A 26984-nucleotide genomic window follows, 5' to 3' on the forward strand; every position below is an offset into this window, starting at 1 on the left:
TCTGATTTTGTGTACAATTCATCTGAAGTCCTCCTTGGCATGATGGTAGATGGTTTGGCACCCCTGCATCATACCAAGAGGGCTTTTTTTGATCAAGTCCCCGGAAAAGCTCCTAACGGGAATGCTCTTTTTATGCATAAAAATGGCCGATGACGTCCAAAATGGAACTGAAAAAATATTGATGCAAAGCGAGGGAACGAGCGATGGCGGAAAAACGGAAGCGCGAAAAAGTGAAACATACGTTGACAAGCGCCCAAGAAGTGAGTTATGCCCGCGATTTTAAAATGGCGGACCAGGCGGGCGGCTATACGCCGAAAAAGGCGCGCCATTAGAAACGATTACTATTTATACACCGGTATCATTCATGCCATCCTAATGAATGAATCGTACGATTCACACATTTCTATAGGGGGCATGGACGATGGGCCGATCTCGCGGACAACGGGCACGCGACAAAAACAAGGCGACTTTGCCGCAGGTTCCGAAACAGTTGAAATCTGACGGCATTGACGTCGAGTATTCGGCGGAATTTGCCGACCATGAAGATCTCGAGGCGCAAGCGCGCGCTGCGGCGGCTGGCATCCGCCGGCAAGAACGCAAACGGTAACGGAAAGAGGTGTCCTTTCGTTGGGACACCTCTTTCCTTCGCAGACTGCACCGTTATGTCGTCGCCTCCCCCTCGAGTTCGAGCACTTGGCTGTATCGCCTGTAAAACAGGCCGAGCTCTCCTTTGTAATTGTCTTTCCACGGTTTTTCTTTTCCGCAATAATGAATAAAGACGGTGTTTTCTTCGATCCAAGCCAAATTATGTTTCGGATTGGGCAACAGCTGCAAAAAATCGTAATAACGGGCATCATAATTGTAGCGGTACCCGTCGACCGGCTTGATTTTGTCCCAATACAGTCCGTTGAGCACATCTTGGTCAGGAAGGACAAGCTTAAACCGATTGTCGCGGATAAACTGGTAAATATCAGCAAGCCGGACGTGTTCACGCATCGCCGCGATGTTCATCATCATGACGCCCGTGTTGAAATAGCCTTTCGCATTCGGCGTCTTCAAGCGAAGTTTGTTGAACAAGTTGGCCACTTTGGTCGAATGCGTATGCTCAGCAGCGATAAACCAGTTCCCCTCAAAGTCCATCTCATACAGTTCATCGATCGGATTGATGGCAACGATGTCCGGATCCAAGTACAGCACCCGATCAACATCGGGCGGAAGAAACAAATGCGCCGCCAGCCGGTAATACATTTCAGCTGTATAATGGCGGAACACCGGGGCGTCATGAAACAGCTGCGGGTCAACGTAAATCGGCGCGAACTCATGCCCTTGCCGGCGGACAAAATCGCCAAGCGCTTTGATCTCCTCTCCACCAATACGCGAATATAACAAATAAAATATGAACGGACGGCGATTATGGCAAAACAAGGAATGCATCAACACTTTCAGCGGCGGAAGATAATTGGCGTCTGTCGTCACTAAAATATGAAACATACCCCATCACTTCCTTATCTCATCGATTCCCCTTTCTTTACAATTATATCTGAACAAAGGCAAATGTTGCCCCCTTTCAATCTTGAACAGCAATGTTTTCCATCATCCCTTTCGTCGGATCATATTTCCTGTTCATGTTACCCGCAAAACCGGAACTGCCGAGCTGAAGCAGGAAAAAGGAACACAAGGAAAGGAAAATGGCTTGTTCGTTGCCTACCCGGCCGACCGCCGTGATCTGTTGCTTGCCCTGTTGATCGAAGGGGTGGAAAACGACGGCGGCAGCCGCTACGCCGTCAACACAGCGAAGCGTATCTTTACTTCCTTCCGCTAGCCGATTAAGGCTGGCCGATGTTTTTTATACCAGTTAGACTATTTACAATTATCAAACAATAATCTATAATAAATGTATCGAGTCGTCTCCTGCCCGCTTCACCGCCCGGCAGATCAGACGGCCGGCATCACTGTTCGTTGACCTCGCTGCCCGTCACGGCAGCGTTCATCGCTATGTTTGCCTTCCATAATATTCAAAAGAACTGTGCGGTCTGGCGGCATGTCCTTGCCGGCATGCTCCCTCAGTCCGCTCAAGCCGGTTCCTGTCTTTACTTTGCCTAGGAACCGGCTTTTTGCATGTCAGGAAAGGAGGGAAACGAATGGCGGGAGCACTTGATGGCGTGCGTGTCCTCGATTTGTCGCGCGTATTGGCGGGCCCGTATGCGACGATGATATTAGGCGATTTAGGGGCCGATGTCATCAAAATCGAAGCGCCGGGCGGGTCGGATGACACCCGGTTTTGGGGGCCGCCGTTCCAAAATGGGATGAGCGCCTACTACACGGCGGTCAACCGCAACAAGCGGAGTATAACCCTCGATTTCAAAACCGAGCAAGGGCGGGAAACCGTTCGCCGCCTGGCGGAGACAGCCGATGTCGTCATCCACAATTTTAAAACCGGGACGATGGACAAATGGGGACTCGACTATGAATCGCTATCCCGCCTCAACCCGCGCCTCATCTACTGCTCGATCACCGGGTTCGGGGAAACCGGCCCGCTCGCCTCGCTTGCCGGCTACGACTATATCATTCAAGCGATGAGCGGCTGGATGAGCATCAACGGCACCGCGGACACCGGCCCGCTCAAAGTGGGGGTGGCCGTCACGGATGTGTTCACCGGGCTGTATGCCGCCATCGCCATTGAAGCGGCGCTTTTGGCCCGTGAAAAAACGGGGCGCGGACAAAAAATTGATTTGTCACTCTTTGATTGTGCTGTAGGTACGCTTGTCAATGTCGCGGCGAACTACTTAATGTCAGGTGACATTCCGCGGCCGCTAGGCAATGAACATCCGAACATCGTCCCGTACTCGACGTATGAAGCAAGCGACGGACCGATCGTCATCGCCGTCGGCAATGACCGGCAATTTCAAGCGCTTTGCTCGCTGTTGTCCGACCGCTCGATCGGAACGGATCCGCGCTTTCAGACCAACCCCGGCCGCGTCGCCCATCGGGACGAACTCAACCGACGGCTGAATGAAGAGATCAAGCGACGAACACGCGCCGAATGGCAGCGCCTTCTCGCTGAAAAAGGGATTCCGTGCGGCCCGGTGCAGACAATGGATGAACTGTTTCGCCATCCGCAAACCGCCGCGCGCCAGATGACGGTCACGATGCACCACCCAACCGTCGGCCCGCTGAAACTCGTCGCCAGCCCGCTCAAGCTGTCTGGGACACCGGTCTCCTATCGGCTGCCGCCCCCGCTCGCCGGCGAGCATAACGGCGAAGCCGAAGCCGGGTGGCGAAACGGGCAAGCAGCCGACAACAATGGTAACGAGTCGCCATGACCAAGGAGGAGACACGACCTCTTACAACGGCCGGCGGAACACCCGTGAACGCCGGCATATCGAAACGGTTGATGCAATTATGTTTAAATAACAAATGGATGCATAGGGGGATGGAAAACGATGATGAACTTCGACTTTACACCAGAGCAGGAAATGCTGCGGCAAACGGTGCGCAAGTTTGTTGACAAAGAAATTATACCGCACATGAAAGAATGGGATGAGCGCGGCGAATTTGACCACAATATTTTTCAACGGCTCGCCGAACTCAATCTAATGGGCGTCTGCATTCCGGAGCAGTACGGCGGCATGGGCATGGACTACAACTCGCTCGCCATCGTCTGCGAAGAGCTCGAGCGCGGCGATACGGCGTTTCGCACCGCCGTGTCGGTTCACACCGGGCTCAATAGCCTCACTCTTTTGCAATGGGGGACTGAGGAACAAAAACAAAAATACCTCGTCCCGCAAGCGCGCGGGGAAAAAATCGGCGCCTTTGGCCTCACTGAACCAAACGCCGGCTCGGACGTCGCTTCGATCCAAACGACCGCTGTCCGCGACGGGGACGACTATATTTTAAACGGGCAAAAAACATGGATCTCTCTTGCCGACATCGCCGACCATTTCCTCGTGTTCGCCTATACGGACAAAGCGAAAAAACATCGCGGCATTTCCGCCTTTATCGTCGAACGAACCATGCCCGGTTTTTCATCGCGCCCGATCAAAGGGAAGCTTGGCATTCGTTCCGGAAACACCGGTGAGCTGTTTTTCGACAACGTCCGCGTCCCGAAAGAAAACTTGCTTGGGGAAGAAGGCGAAGGATTCAAAATTGCCATGTCCGCGCTTGACAACGGCCGTTTCACGGTTGCCGCCGGCGCCGTCGGCCTTATTATGGCGTGCCTGGAAGCTAGCGTCAAATACTGCCATGAGCGAAAAACGTTCGGCAAAGAAATCGGCCGCCATCAGCTCGTTCAGCAAATGATCGCCCGCATGGAAGCCGGCCTGCAAATCAGCCGCCTGCTCGTGTACAAAGTTGGGTTTCTAAAAAACGAAGGCCGCCGCTGCACGAGAGAAACATCGCTCGCCAAATGGATCGCCTGCGACTATGCCAACAAAGCAGCCGACGATGCGGTCCAAGTTCACGGCGCCTACGGCTATTCGAATGAATACCCGGTCGAGCGCTATTTGCGCAACTCGAAAGCGCCGGTCATTTACGAAGGCACGCGGGAAATCCATACGATCATGCAGGCGGAATACGTGCTTGGCTACCGTGAAGACAAACCGCTGCGCAAAACATTGCCGGCATGGCGGCCAGACGAGGACTAAAAGGACTAAACCATTGTCGAAATAGCGGAGACCCCATCGCGGTCACGCGCAAAAACGCGGCTGTCCCCATCCGCTGATGGGGAACGGCCGCTTATTCGTCTTTCTCATCCATTTTGCAATATTGTTTGTATAAATCTTTCAGCGCCGCGCATAAGGCGGAATGCGCTTTGCCCAAATACCCTTCGTCAAGTTCCACCAACAGCTCGTCAATGCCGTCGCGCAGCGAATGGCCGCGCAGCAGCCGGGCGATGTAATCACGCCCGTGTTCAGTGGCGAGCGTGCACGAGGCCTCCACGATCACCCCGTATTTTTTATCAATCTCTGCCGTGATCGTTAGCGTATCGTAAAGGCTTTTGGCCGCCATTCCAGCCGGAAGCCGTGCATGGCCGGCGATAAACTGCGTTTTCATCCGCTTTCCCTCTTTTCTTTCACCGAATATTTCCGGACGTTCATTATTTTATTTCGTTGTCGTCTGCGGTTTTCCCTTCCTTTTGTTTTGACGGCCGGCACAAGACGAAGTTTATTCCGCTTCCTGCTTATCCACAATGTGAAATTGCCTTACCATATAGTCAAACCGAGCGCCGTGCCCTTCGCTTGCTTCAAGAAAATACCGTTGCTCAATAATAAACGCACCGCCTTTGCCGTTCGGAACAACATAATATTTGACAACTTCGTCATTCCACTTATACCCGGCTTCCCCGTGAATGACATAGCCAGTCACCGGCTCTTTCACCTTCCCAGTTTGAATGATGACCGGGTATTTCTCCTTCACTTCCTGTTCCAACTCAGCGGCAACCGTTTCCGGAGATCGATCCGTCACTTGACGAATTTCCATATATACCGGCGGGATGTCGCTTCCTCCTTGATGAAGCGGCACAATGCGATCGTGCCCGTTTCTTGTTTCCATTCGGTACATGCTTTCATCGACGTAAATAACATAGCCGGCTTTCCCCTCGTTCAACGTTACTTCCTTTTGTTCTTTTTGCCCTTCAATTTCCTCTGTGATCACTTTTTTCGGGGCAAACCATTGCTTAACTTGATCGATCGCAGCCTGACCAGGGGCAGTGAACAAAAACGCCAGCGCGACCGCTGCCGCCGCTGAAACCGCCATCCACCCCCTCTTTCCCGTACGGCGGCGTTTCCGTCGCTGTTTCACCATACGAGAGCGAATGTGCACCCATACATCTTCTTTCTGTTCGGCTGCCTCATCCGTTCCGTAGAGCAGCGCTGTTTGTATCATTTCGTCCCATTTCCGCTCATCCATTTCCCGCACCTCTCTCCTCTCTCATTTTCATCCATTTCATTAACTGACCCCGCGCCTTAAACAGCCTTGACTTGACTGTATTCACATTCAAATCCAGAATGTCGGCAATCTCCTCATCGGTAAACCCTTGCAAATATTTCAGCACAATCGCTATACGCTGCTCCTCTTTAAGACGTCCAATCGCGCGGTACAGCTCTTCATACTGCTCAAATGCGTAATGCTCTTCGTACGCTAGGCGGCGGCTATTTCCTATGTCTTCGCTCATCATGGCCATGGTCCGCTGCTTTTTCATCACTCGTCGACATTCATTGATTAAAATGCGGTAAAACCATGGTCGAAACGGTCTGAACGAATCAAACCGTCCAATATGATCATAAACGCGAATAAACGCCTCTTGTACAGCGTCTGCCGCATTGGCGGTGTTTCCAGTCACCGCCGCCGCCACGCGCAACGCATATTCAGCGTAAAGCGCATATAGCTCGGCGAACGCCGTTTCATCGCCGCGCTGGACCCGTTCGATCAGCTCCTTCTCCATTTTCCCACTCCCTAAAAGCTGTTTTCATCTTATATACCCGCGACAGCCGCAAAACGTTTTTGTTTTTTAATTTCAAAAACAAAAACCTCCTGCCGGATCATACCGGAAGGAGGCAGAACATTTTTGTCTAACGCGGCGGCACAGAGGCAAGGTGCCCTGCTTTCCAATTCACCCACATCCCGCTGTTTGGGTCAATCGAAGCGAGACGGAGCCAGCCGTTTTGTACTTTGAGCCGGAAATCTTCATTTCTGTCGAGCAATCGCTCGATATAATAGGACGGCGCTTCAATGATGACAAGCAACCGGAGCGGGGCATGGAACAGTTCGCGGTCGGACGCGGCGACCGACTGCCATGGCAAGCCGGCTAACAAGTCGCTTCCGTTCCCTTGCATGACACCGATGCCGCCTGTGACCGTCTGGGTTGTTTTGTCACCGCTCCCGTAGTAATGCGGCGCGACTGTCGAAGCGTAATATTGCAAATTGATCCACTGCCCGACGGTCGCCGGCCCGGCGATAATGCCGGCGAGCGCTTCGCCGGTCGGGTCTTCCCGCCAGTCATAGCTATGCAAAAAGACGCGGCCGTCTAAATTCGTTCCTTTTGTCAACTCGCGGCGGCCGATCAAGAACGCCGCGTTCCCGGCCAACCCCCACTCCGGCCGGATTTCACTCCAATCGACGGCGCGCCGCTGCGCCTCCGCAACCGGATCGCGCGGTGTGCCGCCAACGTGCGGCAGCTTTGCCATCCGCTCAGCGTTCGCACGGCGGCTCGCTTCGCCAAGCGCCGGCTTCAGCTGTCGAAACGCCGCCTCAGCCGCTTCCGATAACGGCGGCACCTCTAACCAGCGCAGTTCGTCAACGGTCGTGATATGTTCAGCGGCCACAAACACTGTCTCATCTGGAATGACGATTCCCTCTTTTGCCAGCTCGGCGCGTACGCTAGGCAGATTCGCCAATTCAGCAAACACCCGGGCGTTAAACGCTCCGGCCGCACCGCCGCACGCCCCACAGTCAAGCGCCGAAGCGTACGGATTGTTGGCCGTCTCGCTTTCATGGCCGCAGACGACAACAAGCGGGGCGAACGAAGACGTCAAGCCAATGTTGACGAGCAGCTGCTTCACGTATTGCACTTGTTCTTCCGTTGTAAAGCCGACCGGCAGTCCAGTCGATTCATCCTTTCCATGGCGGTGAAGCGACAGGGCCGTCTTCGGCTTTTGTTCGGCTGCCGCTTCCGCCTGGCGGACGACCCGACCGGCCCAAGCCGGCGCCGCGCTCCGGGCGAGTGTATGGAGTCCGAGCCACGGACCGCTCATTTCCGGAAGCAATAAGCCCGCCAACACGTGCTGCTTAACTTTTTTAAACGTCTCACCGACAAAGCGGAACATATCGCGCCGGCGGCGGTACGGACGCGCCGCTTCCAAAACGGCGGTTTCGTTGATCTCATGCTGCGGCGCAACGATCGCCGGGCACGACGGGTGAACGTCATCGCTGTCAAGGGCGCGCGTTTGAATCGGCAAGCCGAAAAAGCCGGCACATCCATATGTCTCAAACGGCCCGACTGCTTCTAAGTGGCGTCGGAACGGCTCAGAACGGACGTCAATGCAAAACAACAGCTGTGCTATCGCCGCCTTCGTTTCATCCATCGGCCGATGCGCCGATATCGTTTCTTTTAATTTCGCTTCATACGTATTTTCCCATGCTTCAAGCCAAAGATGGCACCGATCAATTCGCCAAAACCGGTCGACGAACGCTAGGCGGGCGCGCTGCTCTTTCTCGGGCAGCCTCTGCCAATCTTCCGGCGTCATCCCGCCCCAGTGCAGCCAAGCGGCCAACAGTGAAAGAACAGCACTGCTGTCCGTATGGTTTCCCCGTTCAAACGGCAAATATGGCGCCACAAGCGCCCATTCAAGCGACAGGCGGACCGCCAAATAGTCGATCAATCCTCTCACCTCGTCGCCCACCTGGCGCGACCGCCATACAACCATACCAGCCCAGCCGGGCAACGCCAACAAATGCGCCTCCAAGTAAGCGCCGGCCTCTTCATCCCGCACGCCAAGCTTCATCAGCGCTTGACGCAGCGCCTCTTCCCCGTCGTGCGGCCAATCGGCAAGCCGGTTCCGTTCCTCTTTCGAAAGCGCCGGGTCGGCGGCAACAAGCCGGCGCCATGCCGGATAAAAGCCGCGCTCTCGATGCGGAAGCGCCCAAGGTGTCTTGGCTTCATCATAAAACAGTTTGCACCACTTGATCATCTGTTGATCGAGCCGTTCGACAATATTGCCCAACCGCGCGCTGATCGGCCGGACAGCCGCCGGACGCAGCCGGATCGCCTCCGCCAACTGAGGCAACTCCGGAAGACAGAGCGCTTCTTCCGGCACCGTATCGTTCCAAAGGAGGGCGCGGCAAAGCGGCTCCGCTTCGCGGCGCGACACCGAAAGCGGCTGTTTGTCGAGCCACTGCTGCAGCTGCCGTTCAACGAACACAAGATCAATCTCCCCTTTTGCCATCGCCGCATGGAAAACCGCCATCGGCGGATATAAGTCAATTCCATGCGCCTGCTGCAGACGGTCGGCGGCATCGGCAAATGGTTCCCCTTCCAGTCCCATCCATGGATGGCGGGCGATGAATGCCGAAATCGGCCAAAGCGGGGCGATCACCTTTGCTGCTTCCTTGACGATGGCAGCGAGCGGGCGGGCTTGTGCATGGTCCCGCTGCCATACTCCAACCGGCCGCTCAAGTGACGTCGCACTTTTACTCATGAGCCATTCCCTCCTTCATATAAGATGCCAAATAACGCGGATGCGTCTCCATCGCTGCCGGACGCGGTTCTCCAAGATGAACGAGCCGCATATACAGGCGAACGGCAAGCGTTGATGTGCGCCGGTTCGCAATCCATGCGGCAGCCAGCGCCGCAGCGATAAATAAAACACTTGCCATCCATTCAAACAGAGCAGATGACGCAAACGAAAGCGTCTCCTCTGTATGAAAGAAAGCCATAAACTGATGGCGCACCGTTTCCGAACCGAACGCCAAGACAGCGACAGCAGTGAAACCAAGCCAACGGCCTTCGCGAAAGTCGGCAAGCCGTCCCCAGGCGACTGCTGCTGAAGCACCAAGCAGCAACGCACTTAACAGGCGAGCCGGTTCGCCGGGAGCAGCGAACCAAAAGGAGACTCCAAGCAGCGAGCCAACGATCATGCCGCCCCGCCACGAGCCGCTCGCCTTTCGATATCCTGCCCGGCCGACTCGCGGGACGACGGAACCGGACTGCAGAAAAAGTGTCGCTTTAAACAATCCGTGCAACACCAAGTGCACCACCGCTGCCCCGTAGGCGCCAAGGGCGCATTGCACAAGCATAACCCCCATTTGCGCCATCGTTGACGCAACAAGCTGGCGTTTATAATCAACATGCACCAAGCTGATCCCTGTGCCGATCAAAATCGAGACAAAGGCGACAAGAAACAGTGCTGCATGCGCCCCCGTCCCGCTAAAGAGCGGAGAAAAGCGCCAAAGCAATAGCCCGCCGGCATTGACAAGCCCGGCATGCATAACCGCTGACACCGGCGTCGGTGTCACCACCGATTCCATCAACCAACGGTGAAACGGCCATTGCCCGGCCGGAATGATCGCCGCCAAAATAAGCAGCCCATTCATCACCGCCTTCTCCCAGGCGCCTAGACGAGCAAGGTGCTCCTCCGACAGCGCAGAAACAAGCCGCCATTCACCGGTCGCCAACCCAAGCCAAACAGCTACGATGACGACAGCAAACCAACTGATGCCAAATACTGCCGCCATCTGCCGGGCGACAAATCGTGCCGGCCTCCACTCTTTTTTTAATGCCGTTAGCGTCACAAGGCCTGCCAATGGAAGCCCCCAGCAGACGGCAACGAAGCGCATATCGCCGCTTGCCCATGTCAGAGAAGCGGCCGACACCGTCCACGTCAACAAGGAAAAATAGCGACGGTAAGCGCGGTCGCCATGCAAGTAGCGAACGGCAAACCGTTGAATCGCCCAACTGAGAAGTGAAACATAGACGGCCATCAACCAACTGACTGCATCAAACCGCCACGGCCCAGCCTCTGCGTTGCCGGCGCCGATCCATCCGGCGGCAGCCGCCGCTCCCGGAAGAAGCAACAGCCAGACGTGTATATGCACATATCGCTCCGGTACGCGTGGGAATAGCCATATGATCGCGCTGGCCAAAACGATCGCCACTGCAGCCAGCCAGCCCCATACGAACCATTCAATCCCCATCAAGATCTCCTCCCTCATCCGCCTACTCTTTTTCAGGAGCAAAAGAAAAAACCGGCTATGTCAATCAAGCAAGGCGGCCGAAGGAAGGCCGTTCCATTGCCTATAGATTGCCCATAGCCGGTTTATCTTCAACCAATCGATAATGAATCGTTTGAAGATCTCCCGTCATTGCTCGTGCAACAGACGCCAGTCGGTTTCCCTTCAACGAACCTAAGCAGATGTAGGTTTTTTGAAGGGCTCCCGACAATACCGTCTTTGTTTATCCTATTCTTACTATACAGAAGTTGTTTTAATTATACAACAATTTTGTCAACCTGTCATCCAAAAAATTTACTTGGCCAGCTGTTTTTCCAAATCGTTGAACAGTTTAAAGACGATAATTCGCTCGCCTGTCCGGGTGCTTAAATCAGTATGAAAGCTTTTCACCTGCTCACCGGTAATTTCCAAAATCATCTCTTTCAAGTCATCGACTCCTGATTCGACCAAACTCGTTCGCGACCGCTTCACTCCCAGCATCCCTTCCTTTGACTCGCAAAGGGTGTATTCGGCAGGCGTTAAAATACCGTGCAGCGAAACGATAATCATATCACGCAAAATATCGGTTTTGACGGACACCGAACCGCGGCCGAGAAAATCTTTTTCCCATTTTGTTAAGGCTTTGCTGATTTCGGATTCGATCCAGCCTTTAGATTTGTTCATGCCCTGATCCCCCTCTAACCAACCGGCGGCTTCCTTGCCGCCCTCCGCCGCGTTACACTGATAGACATAATTATAACGGTAATCGGCCGGCGGCGCTAGAGCAAAATCACAGGAACACCACCAGAAAGCGGATTCAAACCGATTTTGTCCGCTATTTTTTGTTTGCCGCATCGCCGGCATCGACGTTAAGAACAGCTTATTTTTCCTTCCATTCGATAAAGAAGAGCATCTTCTTCGCATCGACTGCATATTTTGCTTATGCCGATACGTTGCTGTTGCTTTGTCAAACCGGACTAGAACGATGAAGAAAAACATGCCTCTTATCGTCTTTTTTCTTTGTAGTTTCCTCTCCCATTCTACCGCTATTGGCTGCACCGGAGCGTCCGCAGCCGGTTGAGAGCCGCCGCCAGCTCGAAGCGGCGCGGGCGAGCGAGCTCGCCGGGGTGGCCTTTTCGGAATGAGATGGAGCCGAGGCCATGATCATCCCATTGTTTTTCCATGCGGTCAAGCAGTTCGCGCACCGTTTGCTGGTTCGCCAGCCATCCGTTCCGTTCCATGTAAAGCAAAGCCGCGGCAATCGCCCGCGTTTGGCTGTCATCAACAAGCTGTTCGAGCGCATAAAGGAGCACATCCGTTTCCCCGTATTGAATGACGTGGCGCCCCCGCGCGGCGGCTTTGGCTTTCTTTCCTTTTTGGCTGTTCAAACTCCTAGGCAGCGGAATGCGCTCGCGAATGCGGCCGAACGACTCCCCGCCTTCTGTTTTTCGTCCCGACGGCATCTGCAAAGCGATTTGCTTCGCCTCTGCCGTCACGTCAAACGGGACGTATGCTTCCATTTTGATCACCCAATCGGCGATATCCAAATAATCGCCCAGTCCGCCAACGACAAGGACGGTCGAAATGCCGTAATCGTGAAACAGTTGGCGCGCTTTGTCAATATACGGCGTGATCGGCTCCGATTCTTTGGCCACAAGCGCCTGCATGCGCGCATCGCGGACGAGCAAATTCGTCGCGCTCGTATCTTCATCGATCAAAAACGCCGATGCCCCCGCTTCGACCATTTCGATCATGCTCGCCGCTTGCGAGGTGCTGCCGCTCGCGTTTTCCGTCGAAAACTGTGTTGTCTCTTTGCCGTGCGGCAGTGTGCCAATAAGCGGTGAAATGTCGACCGCCGTGACATTGCGGCCGTCTTCGGCGCGAATTTTCACCGCTCCGCTGTCCGTGATGACAAACTCGCGGCCATCGCCGGCAATATGGTCATATACGCCATGCTCTAGCGCCTGAAGCAGCGTCGATTTGCCGTGGTAGCCGCCGCCGACAATAAGCGTGATCCCTTTACGGATCCCCATGCCTTTGATCGGTTCAGCGCGATGCGGAACGGGGATCGCGATCTCAAGCGCCGGCGGACTTTGAAACGGCACCGCCCCACGGCGCAGCGGCTTGTCGCTCACCCCGCTTTCCCGCGGCAAAATCGCGCCATTGGCGACAAACGCCACAAAGCCATGTTCGTGCAAATAGCGGCGGATGGCGTGCTGCTGATCAGCCAGCTCCACCGCTGGAACGATGTCCTCTTGGCGCAGGCCGTACACCGCCCGTTCGATGACGGAAGGGATTTGCTCGAAAAAGATGGTTTCGGCTTCTTTTGCCAAAACGCGCCGCCCGTTCGCCGGCAAACCGACCGACAAGCAAACGGTAATCGTCTCGTCCGCCACTTGCACCGCCGTCCGCTCGACCACTTTCTGCCCCGGCGCATCAATCAAAACGAGTCCGCTTTTTCCCGACCCGCGCGCCCGCAGCGGCCATTGCCGCAATTCATGATGGACGCGGCGGGCCAATACATCTTCACAGCGGATGCGGCGCGGCTTCGTATTCGTCCACTCTGGCGCTACTATTGTTTTCGCCCGCGGCACGATTACCCGCACCTTGGACGGCTCGGCGAACGGGTCGCCTTGTACGTGGTCGATCGCGAGTGTAAACGCCGGAAACCGATATGTACCTTCAATCGCTTTATACGCCTTATAGCCTTTTTGGTCGATCGACCGCAGCCGTTGTCTGAACGTTTCCATTGGAAACATCCCCTTTCTTTTTCTCTTGTTTCTTCCTTACTCATAGACGGCTTTCACAATTAGGTCCCGCTTCAAAAATACCCAATGGATCCTGCGTGACCCTTCCATAGCCATGTTCAACTCTTGTGCAACCTTTATGCCCAATTTTGATTGTACCGCAAATCCCTCTCCTTCATCCATCATCGGCAAAAACAGCGGCCCGCCTATTCTTAGGGCGAGCCGCCTGCTGCTTAACGATCTTTCATCCCGGTATAAATGAAAATCGCTTCTTTGAAAAATTCCGCTGCTCCCGGGTGGACGCGGTCATAGTACGCTTTGAACCGTTCGTCCTCAACATACATGCGCGCCAGCCCGGCGTGCGCCTCTTTGGAATAATGATTCCACCAGAAACTAAGCCACTGCCTATGCAAATCAGCCGCCCGCTGCGCCGCCTCCCCGGCCGGGTCGCCGGACAACACCGCTTCTTTCAAGGACTCAAGCACATCCTGGCTGAGCCGCTCCGCCTCATCAAACTGTTCCTTCGTCATATTCCGCAGTGTTTCGTATGAGCGATTCACTTGTTCCTCTCCATATTTTTGCCGGATTTCCTCCCCATAGTTTTGTTCATTTTCTTCAATCAGCCGCTCCTTAAACGCGGCGAATTTCTCCTTGTCGCTCATCATGATTCCCCCTTCTTTCGCAGCAATCGTTTTTTCGACGCTCGCAATCAATGCATCAAGATGACGCCGTTTTTCCAACAGCTGTTCCCGGTGCTGTCTGAGCGCCTCAAGTTCATCAAACGACGGAGAATAAACGATCTGTTTGATCGTTTCCAAATCGACGCCAAGTTCACGGTAAAAGAGAATTTGCTGCAAACGATCGACTTCACGCGGCCCGTACAGCCGATACCCCGCCTCGCTCAACCGCGCCGGCTTCAGCAAGCCAATCTCATCATAATATCGAAGCGTCCGGCTCGTGACCCCGGCCAGTTTCGCCAGCTCATGCACCGTGTACTCCACTTCCCTCACCTCCCTATTCATGACGATACACCTTGACGCAGCGTGAAAGTAAAGAGGAAAAAAGAAAAAAGGGCTCACACCCAGAGCCCTCACCGAGCCATCGCCGTTTTATTGGTTGAAAGCGATGTCTTTCCTCAATTTTTCTTCGTTTTCTCGATATGCGGCATCTTCGTGATCACAATCGGACGGTCTAAATCGACGTTAGGCAACAGCTGCGGCTCGCTAGTTGTTTCCATCGCCCCTGCTTGTTTCACATGGGGTGAAAGCGGCTGATCAACCGAATCGCGGATGATGATGCGCTGGCGAAACGAGGCAGATGGCTCTTTTGTTTTGTCCATCCCAACCGGTTGCCAAGGAAAAACGGCGGCACACACAACCAATATTCCCACTACGGCAACGAGAAAAACATTTCGCTTCACTCACACCACCTCCTATCCAAATAAGACGATGCAAAAAAGAATTCGTTTCTCCGCTGCCGCTAAACGAAAACGCCATCATCATGTCCCGCAAAACGTCCGGTACGGGCGGTCAGACGGCGGCGGCAGTTCCGCGTATTTCTCTTGCTCCGGCGAATAGGCGTACGGATCGGCCAACGCTTCCAGAAACCGTTCCATTACGCTGTAGTCACCGCAGTTGACCGCGGCGGCCAACGCCTCTTCAACCCGGTGGTTGCGCGGGATGACAGCCGGATTATGGCGGCGCATCCGTTCATATGCTTCCTCTCTTGACACCGATTCTTGGCTGAGCCTTGTTTGCCAGCGCTCGTGCCATTCGCGGAACCCAGCGGCGTCAAACAGCGCCATCCCCGTATATTCGCCTAACGTCAACGCCCGGAATGTGTTCGTATAATCAGCGCGGTGCGCCTGCATCAGCCGCAATAAATCGGCGACAAGCGCCTCATCCCCTTCTTGCTCTTCAGCCAGGCCAAGCTTCGCCCGCATCCCGCCAAGCCAATGGCGATGGTACCGCTTCGGATATTCGTCAAGCGCCTCTTGGGCGAGCGCGACCGCTTTATCTTCATCCGCATCCAGCAGCGGCAACAAGCTTTCCGCAAACCGCGCCAAGTTCCAGCCCCCGATGTACGGCTGGTTGCCGTATGCATACCGCCCTTCCGTATCAATCGAGCTAAACACTGTCGCCAAATCATACGTATCCATGAACGCACACGGCCCGTAGTCGATCGTTTCCCCGCTGATCGTCATATTGTCGGTGTTCATCACCCCGTGGACGAAGCCGACGAGCTGCCATTTCGCGATCAATGCCGCTTGCCGTTCCATCACTTGTTTCAGCAAAAACAAATACCGATTTTCGGCCGCCTCAAAACCGGGGAAATGGCGCCATAACGCATAGTCGGCCAACGCGCGCAGCTCCTCGACCGTTCCCCACCGCGCCGCGTATTGGAACGTCCCGACGCGCAGATGGCTCGAGGCGACGCGAGTCAACACCGCCCCCGGCAGCTCGGTTTCACGCATAATCGTCTCCCCGGTGGTAACAACCGCCAGGCTTCGCGTTGTCGGGATGCCGAGCGCATGCATCGCCTCGCTCACGATATACTCCCTCAGCATCGGTCCGAGCGCCGCCCGTCCGTCCCCGCCGCGCGAATACGGCGTCCGTCCCGAACCTTTCAGCTGAATGTCCACCCGCTCGCCGCTTGGCGTGATGTGCTCGCCAAGCAACACCGCCCGCCCGTCGCCAAGCATCGTAAAATACCCGAACTGATGCCCGGCATACGCCTGCGCTAGCGGTTCCGCTCCGTCAGGAACTCGGTTTCCAGCGAACACAGCCACCCCATCTTCACTTCGCAACGCTTCCTCATTCAGCCCAAGCTCCGCCGCCAGCGAACGATTCAACACCGCGAGCTTCGGCGCGCGCACCGGCGTCGGAAGGACGTTGCTGAAAAAACGCTCCGGCAGCCTTGCATAACGGTTATCGAACTTCCATCCTGCGTCCAACATGTTCATCTCCTTTGCGACCCAAGCCTCTTGTTTGTATGCATTTATTGTACGACACAGCAAGCGGCATTATAAACGAAAACCACATGGTCCTAAGCCAAAACTAAGCAGTCCATGTTCGACGAAAGCCGCCATATGTTCTCTTTCATTCCCGTTCTGTTTCTCTTATAATGGCCATGAGGAGGTGAGACGAAATGGAAGAGAAAACGATCCTTCACGCGTTGCTCCAGGCGCTCGAACAGCATTCCGATAAAATCAGCGCAAACATGCAGGAAATGGAACAGCGACTCAATCGCAAAATCGAAGCAATGGAGCAGCAGCTACGCAACGAGATGCAAGAGATGGAGCAGCAGCTTCGGACAGAAATTCGCACTGCCGAAACCCGTCTCGAAGCGAAAATCGACTCTCTTCGCGAAGAAGTGCAAGAAATGAACAAGCAACTGAACGAACGAATCGACCACCTTGAAGAAGAATTAACAGACACGCAAACCTCGGTCGAAGTGTTGACGACGAAAGTGCTCCACCACGACCGGAAGCTTCGCCAATTGGCTAAACAAGCATAACTCCTCTTAGTCGGCAATTTCCCTGTCCACCGCAAGCCAATACCGCTCCCATTCCATCTTCCGTATTCGTCTTGATGAAATGGAGCGGTTTTAGGTGTTTACAGGCCACCTGTTCCCGATCAAAACATGCATCGCGTTCGACATGGTACACTCTCTATGCATAACGCTTGTCCTACTCACACGCTCCCTCATTTCACCAATCCATGCCGAAACGCGTAAATAACCGCTTGCGTCCGGTCTTGGACGCCGAGTTTGGCCAGAATGTTGCTTACATGCACTTTCACCGTTTTGAGTGAAATGAACAATTCGTCGGCCATTTCTTGGTTTGTTTTCCCTTGCGCCATCAACAAAAGCACTTCCATCTCCCGGCTCGTGAGCTGCTCATGCGGCAGACTCTCGGCTTGTCTCCGTCGCGGGCGCATCACTTTTCCGGCCACTTCCGGTTCGAGCACCGATTGCCCGTGGAACGTGGCGCGGATGGCGTCGGCAATTTCGCTCGCTTTCGATGTTTTCAATAAATAGCTCGTCGCCCCTGCTTCGAGCGCGGCAAACACGTTTTCATCATCGAGAAAACTCGTCACGACAATGATTTTCGCCTCCGGCCACGCGCCGATGATTTCGCGCGTCGCCGCGATGCCGTCCATCGGTTCCATCACCAGATCCATTAAAATGACATCCGGCCGTAACTCGAGGGCAAGCTCCACCCCTTTTTTTCCATCTTCCGCCTCCCCGATCACCTCCATATCCGGTTGGGCGGATAAATACGCGGATACACCAAGCCGCACCATTTCATGATCATCGACAAGCAGCACCGTAATCACCGTCATCCCCCCTATACAGAAGCGGCACTTTCACTTCCAGCCTTGTCCCTTGGCCTTTTAAGCTGACCACTTTTAACGTTGCGCCGATTTCCGCCGCCCGTTCATACATGTGCTGCAACCCGTACGAGCCGCTTTTCGAACGCTCCACATCAAAGCCGACCCCATCGTCAGTGACGCGCAAAATGGCAAACCCGTCCCGTTCGATGAGCAATACTTCCAACGATTTCGCTTTCGCATGGCGCAGCGTGTTGGAAAGCGACTCCTGCAAAATGCGGAACAGATGGTCCTCGACCCCTTTATCCAGCGAAATGTCTTCGATTTTCCATTTCATCTCGAGCGGCACTTTGCCCGCCAGTTCAGCAAGCAATTCATTCATCCCTTCCTGGAGCGTTTTTCCTTTCAGCTGCACCGGCCGCAAATGGAGAAGCAGCGCCCGCATTTCCAATTGCGACTGGTGAATCATTTGTTCGACCATCTTCAGTTGCTTCCGATAGCGTTCATCATCCGGCGGCATCGTTTCCATGACCGCTGACATCATCATCGAAGCAGCGAACAATTGTTGGCTGACAGAATCATGCAGTTCTCGCGCCAACCGCGTTCGTTCTTCCGAAAGAATGCGGTCAACGAGCCGTTCTTCCTGTTCAGCCTTTTCCGCCGCCAATTTTTGCACGCGCTTCGTTTGCTCGAGCCATTGCGTTTGCATCTTCTCGATTTGCCGCCAAAGCGCTTGCAGTTCCGGCGGCGGCTCTTCCCGATGCAACTCCCCCATTTCCCCTTGTTCAATGTGCCGCAGCGCCTGCACAACCGCTTGCCATTGCTTGCGAAAGAAGGAATCAAGCATCAATCCGACAGCGATCCCCATACACAGGCTTACGGCCAACACAAACAGCAAAAACGGCAGCCCCATCACGGTTTGCTCCCACAAAGACGGCCACATTCCGGGTGGAAGCAAATAGAAAAAGGAAGCGAGCAACACCACCGCAAGCATAAGCGCAAGCAAAACGGAAGCGAACATCGGCCGGCTCATACGCGTTTCACCTCGACATTGCCAATGATCGTCGAAGTGACGATTTTCAGCCTTTGTTCCGCTTGATCATACGAAGAAGTTTGATAAATGAGCGTTTCATTGAACATTCTCCCCTGTTCCTTGCCAAACAGCGAGACGGCGCCGAAAATGGCGGAATGAACGAGCCTCGTTTCGATTTCGTACGGAACGAGAACTTGAATGTTGCCGATCAAGCCGCGCACGATGATCACCGCTTCCCCTTTCGGAAGCACAGTATAGCTGACATCAATGACCGTATCTCCGATCCCCGTTTGAATATTGACATCATTCCACTCATACGCCTGTTCTGGGGTCACTTGCCGGCCAACCCATACATTTTGAAACAGCGGTTGACGGCGCACCATTTCCTCTCCCCCATACGAGGTCTCGGCCATAGTCGGACGGATCACCGTCGGATGGCGCTTTGACTGGAACAATTGCCAAATGGCATAACACAACAGCGCAACTATGACAAAACGGGCCGTCATCATCGTTAAGACGTGAATGGCCAACATGAGGCAGCCAAGCCAAAACAACCATTTTCCTTTCCGCCGATGCCATTTTTTCCTTCCAACATAAATCACACCGACCGATATACTCAACGAAAACAGCACGCCCGGGTGAAAAAACGAAATTTCAATCGCAAAAAGGAGCAGGGTCACCAACAAAACCCAACTGACATAATCTGTTTTCTTCCGTTGATCGAGCATGCGGGGATCCCACCTGTTGTCCAAAATGAAAAAACGCGGTCTGAAAAGATTGTTTTCATGTTCCTCTCGCCAAGGCACAACATATTTCATGCCCCTACACACGTATGAAAGAAGGTGCCCCGTTATTGTTGGGACACCTTCTAGCATATCCGGTTAGTTTCCTTCCTGCAACTGCTTTTCCAGCTGAGCGATGCGCGCGTCGATCGTGCTCCGGTAATAATCGGAACGAACTTGCTGCTCAAGGCGGTCAAGGTACACTTCCGCATCGGCGAACGCCGCCAGCGCCGGGCCGGCGTCCCCGTTGACCACCCGATGGATGCGGTAGTGCGCCCGCGCCGCATTCTCTCGCCCCATCAGCTCCATGCGCCGCATCTGCATGTCTTTTAGCTTATGCTTCATTTCCTCATATTTCGCTTCCAACTCAAACAGCTCGCGGCTCGCTTGCTCGGACAGCTGTTTCAGGCGGGTCGCCCGTTCCGCATATTGCGCTTGTTCGCGCCGGGCAAATTCGGCCAGCTCCACTTCCCCTGCTTGCGCCGCCACCTCCGCCTGCTTGCTTCGTTTTTCCGCCATCTGTTCGGCTTCGCGGCGCTCGCGGGCAAATTGCTCTTTCAGCGCATACTGGCGCTCAAGCAGCTGCCGCACCCGCTCGACTTCTTGTTCACATTGGCGCAAATAGTGATTGAGAAGCGCAATCGGATTTTTCTTTTCTTTTTCGTCAAGCCATTCATGAAGATCGGCTTCAATGATCGTTTTCAAGCGAGAGAATACACTCACCGTTGATCCGCTCCCTTTTCATCATTTATTAATAATGCTTCTGCAGCTCCGCCCATTGTTTTTCGAAGTTGACAAACGGGTCGTCTGCTTCTGGAACGATGCGCTTATCTTTCACTCCGTTCCATTTCTGATACACAACATACAGCACATACGCCGCGACAAGCGCGATAAGCGCCGGCACATTCGAGGCGCTGGCCACCAACGCCGCACAGCCAATGAGCGCCCACACCACTTTCCCAAATGTCGATGGGGCTTTCAACCATTTCTTGAACGCATAGTACAGCACCGCCAGCGTGATTGCCAACCCGACAAGCGGTCCAAGATGAAACAGCAGCACAAGCAACGCCACCGCGCCGGCAACGAACAGCCCGATCTTTTTTGCCATCCTTTCGCCTCCTTTCGTTTTCCATCATACTGCGGACAATCCGTTTCCCATCATGTTCCATAGATATATTTTGTCTACGACTGGAGGCGTATTTTTCCTTTCACGAGGCCTTAAAAACTAAAACTGACAGCCATGTTGACATGACTGCCAGTTTCAGAAACAATTCCCATCCCTTTAGAAGTGTTGATCATCCCTTGTTGTTGGATCACTGATGCGATTGTCAGCCTCCGGAATGGCATCATACAGCGCCGGGTCAATATCATGAATGGAGCCGTCAGCCATGGCTTTGAACACCTCGTCTTCGCGTCCAAACGAATCCATCACCTTCGCTTTCGCCTATTTGGCCTTCGGATCCTGTTCGTCGTGAGCAAGCTGGAGATGCGCCACGGTCGTTCCATCTTTGTTTTTGCGTGTCACCTGTCGTATGTTCGGGAGGGGGGCGAAAGGTGAGTCAAATGAAGTAGCGTCCCGCTTCAACCAAAGTCTTTCACGTTATCATCATAACACCTCTAAACGAAAACGTTGTGCCATCTTTTTGCCGAAATGGCGCCTTTATTGATTTTGTTCAATCAAAAAACGAGCAGCCGGTTTCTTATTTCATCTTTGGAAACCGACTACTCTTCATTATCCTCTCCAATCGATACACGTGAGTTCTTTGATAACCAACTTGCCAATTCCTTCTGACATACTTCCTTTTTGGCAACTTTGATACACATTTCAAATAATTCATCATCCGAAACAATTAACTCATAGCCATTCTTCATTAGGAAAGAATATGCAGCCATCACCGCTGTTCGCTTGTTACCATCTGAGAAATAATGTCCTGTTGCTATAGCTATCATATAAACAGCAGCCTTTTCAAATAAGGAAGGATACTGTTCTTCTCCGAACAAAATTGTGAATGGCTTTTGACATACATATTCAATCATGCCAGGGTCTTTTTCCCCAGGTAACCCTCCATAGCGACGCAACATCTCATCATGGATGTAGCGCAACTCTTCAGGATAAAGTCTTTCTATCATCTCAGTTTTTAGCTAACTTTTCTAGCGCTTTATCATAGCGCTTAATCCCTTGTTTTAAAATGGATTGAATTTTACGTGTATCGATGTTCTTTTTCTTCTGATTCAATTCTTTCTGCAACATGGCCATTTCTTCTTCCCCCTTCCAATCGTACATGCTATCACCACCCCTAAAACAATATACGGTAACACCATGTCCCTGATTACTTTTAATTATAATCGACCATGATCTCAAACGCCACGGAATTTGCCCAACCTCCTGTTCTTCATAAACATCCGCTGGAACGGAAGAGGGCGTTTTCTTTTTTCAGTAAACATCTTCCAATACTTAGCTTTCTTTCTCGTGATGAACAGCTATTTTTGCAATAGAACGAGTTTATTTGGTGTTTACAACTTTAATACTAATCGAGCTACACTTTCTACGTGCGCCGTATGCGGAAACATGTCAACCGGCTGGATGTAGTCGACGCGGTATTGTGCCGCCAAGGCGTCGAGGTCGCGGGCGAGGCTCGATGGGTTGCACGAGACGTAGACGACCGTTTTCGGGCGGACGCGGAGGATCGTTTCAAGCAGCGCCCGGCCGCAGCCGACGCGGGGCGGGTCGACGATGATGACGTCCGGTCTCCAGCCTTCGTTCACCCATTTTGGCAGCCAGTATTCCGCTTTGCCGACGACGTAGTGCGTGTTCGTAAAGCCATGTTTGTTCGCGTTTTTCTTGGCGTCTGCAATTGCTTCGGGAATCGTGTCCATGCCGCGCACTTCTTTCGCATCGCGGGCGAGCCACAGCCCGATCGTGCCGACGCCGCAGTAGGCGTCAACGAGCCGCTCCGTTCCGGTGAGGGCGGCCGCTTTTTTCACTTCGTCGTACAGCTTGACTGTTTGGATCGGGTTAAGCTGGAAAAAAGCGCGCGCCGACAGTTCAAATGACAAGTCGCCGAGCGTTTCTTGAATGTATTCGTCGCCGGCGAGCACTTCGGTTTCATTGCCGAAAATGAGCGACGTTTTTTCGCCGTTGATGTTTTGCACGATCGATTTCACTTCCGGGAGGCGGCGGCGAATTTCGTCAATGAGCAACTGTTTGCGCGGGATGTCTTTTGTCGCCGTCACCAGCACAAGCTGAATGTCGCCCGTATGGAAGCCGACGCGGACGACGATCGTCCGCACGACGCCCGTTCTCGTCCGCTCGTTGTAAATCGGGATGCGCAAGTCTTGCAAAATCGTCTTCACGATATTCGTGACACGCGTCGTTTGCGGATGCTGGATGCGGCATTCCGATAGGTCGACGAGCCGGTGGGAGTCAAGGCCGTACAGCCCGGCGAGCACCTTCCCTTTTTTCATCCCGACTTGAAACTGGCTTTTATTTCGGTATTGCCACGGGTCGTCCATGCCGATCGTCGGGCGGATGTCAAGCTTGTCGACATCGAGGCGGCGGGCGTGACGGCGCAATGCTTGGATGACAATGTCGCGTTTGGCTTCAAGCTGCGCTTCGTACGATACGTGCTGGAGCTGGCAGCCGCCGCACTGATCATACAGCGGGCATGGCGGCGCCACCCGGTTGGGTGAACGCTTGCGGATTCGTTTGATTTTCGCCTCAGCGTAGGTTGGGTGAATGTTCGTCGCTTCGACGACGACTTCTTCCCCCGGCAACGCGCCGGGGACGAAGACGACTTGTTTTTGGAAATAGCCGACCCCTTCGCCGTTAATGCCGATCCGTTGAATCGTCACGGGAAATTGGTCGCCTTTTTTGATTTTGATGTTCGTTTGTTGCTTTGCCATATCGGTCCCTCTCATTCAATGCTTCGCCATAAATAAAGCGCCGCATAGCTGGCATACGGCTTCCACCGCTCGCCGAGCGCCGCCAGCTCTTTTGCGGTCGGCCGCTTTTGGAGCCCGAATTGTTTTTCGACCGCCCGCTGCAAGCCGATATCCGCCGGCGGAAACACGTTTGGGCGGCCGAGGCCGAAAAGGAGGAAATTTTGCACCGTCCATGGGCCGATGCCGCGCACGGCGGTCAGCCGCTCCATCACCTCGTCGTCTTCCATCTGCTCGAGTTCATCAAGCCGCAGCTTCCCCTCGGCGATGAGGCGCGACACATCGACGATATATTCCGCTTTCCGTCCGCTCAGCTGCAAGGCGCGCACATCATCGTACGAACGGGCGGCCACTTCTTCCGGGCGCGGATAAAACCAAACGCCATCCATTTCCGTCCCGAACGTTTTCACAAACCGCTCCGTCAGCCGATAACCGACTTTCAAATGAAGCTGTTGGTGGATAAAGCATTTGATGAGGCAAAAATATAGATCAAAATCGAGCACAAGCGGCATTCCTTCATATTCCGCAAAGAGCGGCGCCAGCTCGGTGTGGCGGAAATGCTCGTGAATGGGCCTGAGCGGCGTCCGCCATTGAAACAGATGCGAAATCCGCTCCATCACCTCGCCTTGCCGCTCGGGAAAAGGCGCTGAAACGACAAATCTCGGGTCATCTTTTGTGCCGACGCCTTCCACCGTTACGAGCACGAAACAGCCGTCGAGGGCGAGCGGCACGGTGATGCGCTGCCGCTCCCGATCCACGGCCAACAGCGGGTCGAGCGAAAGCCGCTCAAGGGCATGGGCGAAATCGTACGGAGCCGGCACAGTCACTGTCTTTGTCCACATCGCATTCACCTGTTTCTTTCGTCCGTATCCCCATTATAACGAAAAACACCCGCTGAACCAAACGGCTCACGGGCGGGCTGTTTTTCAAACGAAACGGCTTACGGGCGAAACAGCCACGGATGAAGGCCAGCCTTTTTGGCCATAAGGTCATCGAGGCTGGCAAACGTATACCCTTGTTTGCGCAAGTCGTCGATCACTTTCGGCAGCGCCTCGGCGTTGTCTTTGGACACGGAGTGCAGCAGCAAAATCGCGCCCGGGTGAATTTGTTTCATAATTTGGTCATAGGCATATTGCCAACCGCGCTGACGGTCGGTTTGCCAATCGACAAACGCCAGCGACCAAAAGACGTGGTAATAGCCGAGCTCGCGGGCGAGCGCCAACGTCCGTTCGCTGAAAATGCCGCGCGGCGGGCGAAGGTACATCATCCCTTTTTGCCCAGTCAGCTCTTCCGTCTTTTCCTTGACTTTTTCCAGCTCTTCGCGCACCCGCTCATCGCTTGCGGTTGTTAAATCGGGATGATGCCACGAATGGTTGCCGATGATATGTCCTTCCGCCGCCATCCGTTTGACTAAATCGGGCGCCGTTTGCAAATAATGGCCGGTGACAAAAAAGGCGGCCGGCACATGCTTTTCTTTCAATACGTCCAAAATTTGTGCCGTATAGCCATTTTCATAGCCGTTGTCAAACGTTAAATAAATCGTTTTTTCACTCGTATCGCCTAAATAAAACGCGTCATATTTGGCGAGCAGTTCATCGAGCTCTTTTCCCGCCGATGGGGGCTCGTGGTTCTCGCTCCGCTTAAACCCCCAATGGATCGCTTGATTGCTTATGGCAAACGCAGAAGCGGGAAAAAGCGCGATCGCCAAAACGAGAGAAATAAGCCATCTCATGCCTGGTTCCTCCTTGGCCGCCGTCTTTTCCTCTTTTTTATTGTTTTCGCCCTCAGCTACTTTACGCGCGCCATTTTTTGCAAAAAAAGCCCCAAAAGCGGATGCGGAACACGCTTTTGGGGGAGTAATGCTGTCAATCGCTTCTTCACTTTTTATTTGAACACCGGCTCTTTGAATTGGGCCAGTTTTTCCAACGACGATTTTTCCACATCTTCATGCAAGCTGTTGCCATGTGAGTCCATCGTGACAACGGCGGTGAAGTTTTCGACGCGCAAATGCCACATCGCTTCGGGGATGCCGAACTCCATGAGATCGACGCCTTCGACCGATTTGATGCAGTCCGCGTAATATTGGGCCGCGCCGCCGATGGCGTTCAAGTATACGCCGCCGTGTTCTTTTAACGCTTGCAGCGTTTTCGCGCCCATGCCGCCTTTGCCGATAACAGCGCGGACGCCGAATTTTTTCATAATGTCGCCTTGATACGGCTCTTCGCGGATGCTTGTCGTCGGGCCGGCCGCTTTCACGTGCCAGCGGCCGTCTTCGTCTTTTAGCATGACCGGGCCGCAATGGTAAATGATTTGCCCGTTCAAGTCGACCGGGGCGTCATGATCCATCAAATATTTATGAATGGCGTCGCGGCCAGTGTAAATCATGCCGCTGATGCGGACGACATCGCCGACGCGGAGCTTTCGCACTTGTTCCTCGGACAGCGGCGGAACGAGATCGATGACGCGTGTGTCGCCTTGTTCGAGCGCTGCGGCCGCTTCCGCTTTTTCCAACTCTTTTGCAAAATCGACGTCTTCGCCGTCTTGGTACAGCCATTCGATAATGTCGCCGGTTTGCGGGTCGATTTTCACGCCCATGCGGCGAAACGCCCAACAGTTGTAGGCGACGGAGACGAAGAAGCTCGCCGGAATGCGGTGCATGACCCCGATTTTACAGCCGAGCAGCGTCGATTCGCCGCCGAAGCCCATCGTGCCGATGCCGAGCTTGTTGGCGTTTTCCATAATGTATTCTTCAAGCTGGCGCAGCTCTTCAATCGGGTTGACATCATCGACCGGGCGGAACAGTTGCTCTTTGGCGAGCTCATAGCCGGATGAGCGGTCGCCGCCGATGCCGACGCCGATGAAGCCGGCGCTGCACCCTTGCCCTTGCGCCTGATACACCGCATGCAAAATGCATTTGCGGATGCCGTCCAGATCGCGGCCGGCGCGGCCGAGCCCTTCGAGTTCACACGGCAGGCTGTATTGAATGTTTTTGTTTTCACAGCCGCCGCCTTTTAAAATGAGACGGACGTCAATGTAATCGTTTTCCCACTGTTCAAATTTAATAACCGGCACGCCTTCCCCTAAGTTATCGCCGCTGTTTTTGCCGGTGAGCGAATCAACCGAGTTCGGGCGCAGTTTGCCGTTTTTCGTCGCTTCGACAATGGCGGCCCGGATCGCTTTTTTCATTTCGATTTGGTTGACGCCGACTGGCACTTTGATTTTAAACGTCGGCAAACCCGTATCTTGGCAAATCGGCGATACGTTTTCGTCCGCCATTTGAATGTTGCCAACGATCGTATCCAACGCCATCGCCGCCCGCGTGCCGGCGTTTTCGCGCACTTTTGCCCGAGCGATCGCCCGGCGGACGTCCTTCGGCAGCTTCGTCGACGTCTCGACGATCAAGTCGTACATGCTTTGCTGGAACTTTTCCATTTGTGTAAACGCCCCT

The 26984-nt window shown here is 54.0% G+C and carries 29 protein-coding genes; 6 read left to right on the top strand and 23 right to left on the bottom strand.

Translation table 11 applies throughout. The features are described 5' to 3' along the window. Nucleotides 1-203 precede the first annotated feature (203 nt). Together ACTVDO_RS12800 and ACTVDO_RS12805 are read left to right on the top strand one after the other, a co-directional pair. The gene (locus ACTVDO_RS12800; RefSeq protein ID WP_020958675.1) at nt 204-332 is read left to right on the top strand and encodes a YfhE family protein; all 129 of its coding nucleotides are present in this window, start codon (nt 204-206) and stop codon (nt 330-332) included. Between the two features lie 89 nt (nt 333-421). Continuing rightward, entirely contained in the window at nt 422-607 is a 186-nt protein-coding gene (locus ACTVDO_RS12805; protein WP_020958674.1) for a YfhD family protein, read from the top strand. Between the two features lie 53 nt (nt 608-660). Here the strand turns inward: ACTVDO_RS12805 and ACTVDO_RS12810 are convergent, their stop codons facing one another. Further along, the gene (locus ACTVDO_RS12810; protein ID WP_442901665.1) at nt 661-1491 is read right to left on the bottom strand and encodes a glycosyltransferase family 8 protein; all 831 of its coding nucleotides are present in this window, start codon (nt 1489-1491) and stop codon (nt 661-663) included. A gap of 82 nt (nt 1492-1573) precedes the next feature. On the opposite strand from ACTVDO_RS12810, the gene ACTVDO_RS12815 reads away from it, so the two are divergent. The 3 genes from ACTVDO_RS12815 (at nt 1574) to ACTVDO_RS12825 (ending at nt 4643) form a co-directional block, all read left to right on the top strand. Next, on the top strand, nt 1574-1822 hold the full coding sequence (locus ACTVDO_RS12815; protein WP_442901666.1) for a penicillin-binding transpeptidase domain-containing protein: 249 nt from the start codon (nt 1574-1576) through the stop codon (nt 1820-1822). Between the two features lie 319 nt (nt 1823-2141). Beyond that, complete coding sequence (locus ACTVDO_RS12820) at nt 2142-3323, top strand: CaiB/BaiF CoA transferase family protein (RefSeq protein WP_442901667.1); 1182 nt, start codon at nt 2142-2144, stop codon at nt 3321-3323. Between the two features lie 120 nt (nt 3324-3443). Beyond that, nucleotides 3444-4643: an acyl-CoA dehydrogenase family protein gene (locus ACTVDO_RS12825; RefSeq protein ID WP_020958670.1), complete on the top strand. Its 1200-nt coding sequence runs from the start codon at nt 3444-3446 to the stop codon at nt 4641-4643. 91 nt (nt 4644-4734) lie between these two features. Here ACTVDO_RS12825 and ACTVDO_RS12830 read toward each other — a convergent pair whose 3' ends face one another. The 10 genes from ACTVDO_RS12830 to ACTVDO_RS12875 form a co-directional block, all read right to left on the bottom strand. Next, nucleotides 4735-5052: a DUF3870 domain-containing protein gene (locus ACTVDO_RS12830; RefSeq protein WP_020958669.1), complete on the bottom strand. Its 318-nt coding sequence runs from the start codon at nt 5050-5052 to the stop codon at nt 4735-4737. 111 nt (nt 5053-5163) lie between these two features. Further along, nucleotides 5164-5907, bottom strand: coding sequence for a hypothetical protein (locus tag ACTVDO_RS12835; RefSeq protein WP_020958668.1), 744 nt, complete (start codon nt 5905-5907; stop codon nt 5164-5166). Beyond that, nucleotides 5900-6442, bottom strand: coding sequence for an RNA polymerase sigma factor (locus ACTVDO_RS12840; protein ID WP_020958667.1), 543 nt, complete (start codon nt 6440-6442; stop codon nt 5900-5902). Before ACTVDO_RS12840 ends, ACTVDO_RS12835 begins: the two co-directional genes overlap by 8 nt. Nucleotides 6443-6569: 127 nt before the next feature. Beyond that, the gene (locus tag ACTVDO_RS12845; protein WP_442901668.1) at nt 6570-9194 is read right to left on the bottom strand and encodes a DUF2309 domain-containing protein; all 2625 of its coding nucleotides are present in this window, start codon (nt 9192-9194) and stop codon (nt 6570-6572) included. Beyond that, nucleotides 9187-10689, bottom strand: coding sequence for an NADH dehydrogenase subunit 5 (locus ACTVDO_RS12850; RefSeq protein WP_020958665.1), 1503 nt, complete (start codon nt 10687-10689; stop codon nt 9187-9189). The genes ACTVDO_RS12845 and ACTVDO_RS12850 overlap by 8 nt, the downstream gene beginning before the upstream one ends. 330 nt (nt 10690-11019) lie before the next feature. Further along, entirely contained in the window at nt 11020-11388 is a 369-nt protein-coding gene (locus tag ACTVDO_RS12855) for a DUF2294 domain-containing protein (RefSeq protein ID WP_023817470.1), read from the bottom strand. A 362-nt stretch (nt 11389-11750) separates the two neighbouring features. Then, entirely contained in the window at nt 11751-13454 is a 1704-nt protein-coding gene (locus tag ACTVDO_RS12860) for an ABC-ATPase domain-containing protein (RefSeq protein ID WP_020958663.1), read from the bottom strand. A gap of 230 nt (nt 13455-13684) precedes the next feature. Further along, nucleotides 13685-14473 carry a MerR family transcriptional regulator gene (locus ACTVDO_RS12865; RefSeq protein ID WP_041267727.1) on the bottom strand — a complete coding sequence of 263 codons (789 nt, stop codon included), beginning with the start codon at nt 14471-14473 and terminating at the stop codon, nt 13685-13687. 113 nt (nt 14474-14586) lie between these two features. Beyond that, a complete protein-coding gene (locus ACTVDO_RS12870; RefSeq protein WP_020958660.1) occupies nt 14587-14871 on the bottom strand; it encodes a hypothetical protein in 285 nt (94 codons plus the stop codon). A 78-nt stretch (nt 14872-14949) separates the two neighbouring features. Beyond that, on the bottom strand, nt 14950-16407 hold the full coding sequence (locus tag ACTVDO_RS12875) for a protein adenylyltransferase SelO (protein ID WP_442901669.1): 1458 nt from the start codon (nt 16405-16407) through the stop codon (nt 14950-14952). Between the two features lie 191 nt (nt 16408-16598). On the opposite strand from ACTVDO_RS12875, the gene ACTVDO_RS12880 reads away from it, so the two are divergent. Further along, nucleotides 16599-16967, top strand: coding sequence for a DUF1640 domain-containing protein (locus ACTVDO_RS12880; protein ID WP_442901670.1), 369 nt, complete (start codon nt 16599-16601; stop codon nt 16965-16967). A gap of 188 nt (nt 16968-17155) precedes the next feature. Here ACTVDO_RS12880 and ACTVDO_RS12885 read toward each other — a convergent pair whose 3' ends face one another. The 12 genes from ACTVDO_RS12885 to ACTVDO_RS12940 all read right to left on the bottom strand — a co-directional run bounded on the left by ACTVDO_RS12885 (nt 17156) and on the right by ACTVDO_RS12940 (nt 26968). Continuing rightward, entirely contained in the window at nt 17156-17788 is a 633-nt protein-coding gene (locus tag ACTVDO_RS12885; RefSeq protein ID WP_442901688.1) for a response regulator, read from the bottom strand. Then, nucleotides 17763-18815 (bottom strand): sensor histidine kinase, encoded by a 1053-nt coding sequence (locus ACTVDO_RS12890; RefSeq protein ID WP_020958656.1) that lies wholly within the window; start codon nt 18813-18815, stop codon nt 17763-17765. The genes ACTVDO_RS12885 and ACTVDO_RS12890 overlap by 26 nt, the downstream gene beginning before the upstream one ends. Further along, complete coding sequence (liaF, locus tag ACTVDO_RS12895) at nt 18812-19543, bottom strand: cell wall-active antibiotics response protein LiaF (RefSeq protein WP_442901671.1); 732 nt, start codon at nt 19541-19543, stop codon at nt 18812-18814. The genes ACTVDO_RS12890 and liaF overlap by 4 nt, the downstream gene beginning before the upstream one ends. A gap of 153 nt (nt 19544-19696) precedes the next feature. Beyond that, on the bottom strand, nt 19697-20320 hold the full coding sequence (locus ACTVDO_RS12900) for a PspA/IM30 family protein (RefSeq protein WP_023817466.1): 624 nt from the start codon (nt 20318-20320) through the stop codon (nt 19697-19699). A gap of 28 nt (nt 20321-20348) precedes the next feature. Continuing rightward, nucleotides 20349-20705 carry a lmo0954 family membrane protein gene (locus ACTVDO_RS12905; protein WP_020958653.1) on the bottom strand — a complete coding sequence of 119 codons (357 nt, stop codon included), beginning with the start codon at nt 20703-20705 and terminating at the stop codon, nt 20349-20351. A 174-nt stretch (nt 20706-20879) separates the two neighbouring features. Next, complete coding sequence (locus tag ACTVDO_RS12910; protein ID WP_442901672.1) at nt 20880-21029, bottom strand: hypothetical protein; 150 nt, start codon at nt 21027-21029, stop codon at nt 20880-20882. Nucleotides 21030-21319: 290 nt separating this feature from the next. Then, nucleotides 21320-21727, bottom strand: coding sequence for a type II toxin-antitoxin system death-on-curing family toxin (locus ACTVDO_RS12915; protein ID WP_327850843.1), 408 nt, complete (start codon nt 21725-21727; stop codon nt 21320-21322). Between the two features lies 1 nt (nt 21728). Next, entirely contained in the window at nt 21729-21881 is a 153-nt protein-coding gene (locus tag ACTVDO_RS12920) for a hypothetical protein (protein ID WP_442901673.1), read from the bottom strand. Between the two features lie 230 nt (nt 21882-22111). Continuing rightward, nucleotides 22112-23515: a 23S rRNA (uracil(1939)-C(5))-methyltransferase RlmD gene (gene rlmD / locus ACTVDO_RS12925; protein WP_442901674.1), complete on the bottom strand. Its 1404-nt coding sequence runs from the start codon at nt 23513-23515 to the stop codon at nt 22112-22114. Beyond that, complete coding sequence (locus ACTVDO_RS12930) at nt 23512-24378, bottom strand: DNA-3-methyladenine glycosylase family protein (RefSeq protein ID WP_442901675.1); 867 nt, start codon at nt 24376-24378, stop codon at nt 23512-23514. Before ACTVDO_RS12930 ends, rlmD begins: the two co-directional genes overlap by 4 nt. Before the next feature lie 98 nt (nt 24379-24476). Further along, on the bottom strand, nt 24477-25268 hold the full coding sequence (pdaA, locus tag ACTVDO_RS12935) for a delta-lactam-biosynthetic de-N-acetylase (protein WP_442901676.1): 792 nt from the start codon (nt 25266-25268) through the stop codon (nt 24477-24479). 152 nt (nt 25269-25420) lie between these two features. Continuing rightward, complete coding sequence (locus tag ACTVDO_RS12940) at nt 25421-26968, bottom strand: fumarate hydratase (protein ID WP_442901677.1); 1548 nt, start codon at nt 26966-26968, stop codon at nt 25421-25423. Between the last annotated feature and the right edge of the window lie 16 nt (nt 26969-26984).

This window comes from Geobacillus sp. BK01, from assembly GCF_052220245.1.
GTDB lineage: Bacteria > Bacillota > Bacilli > Bacillales > Anoxybacillaceae > Geobacillus.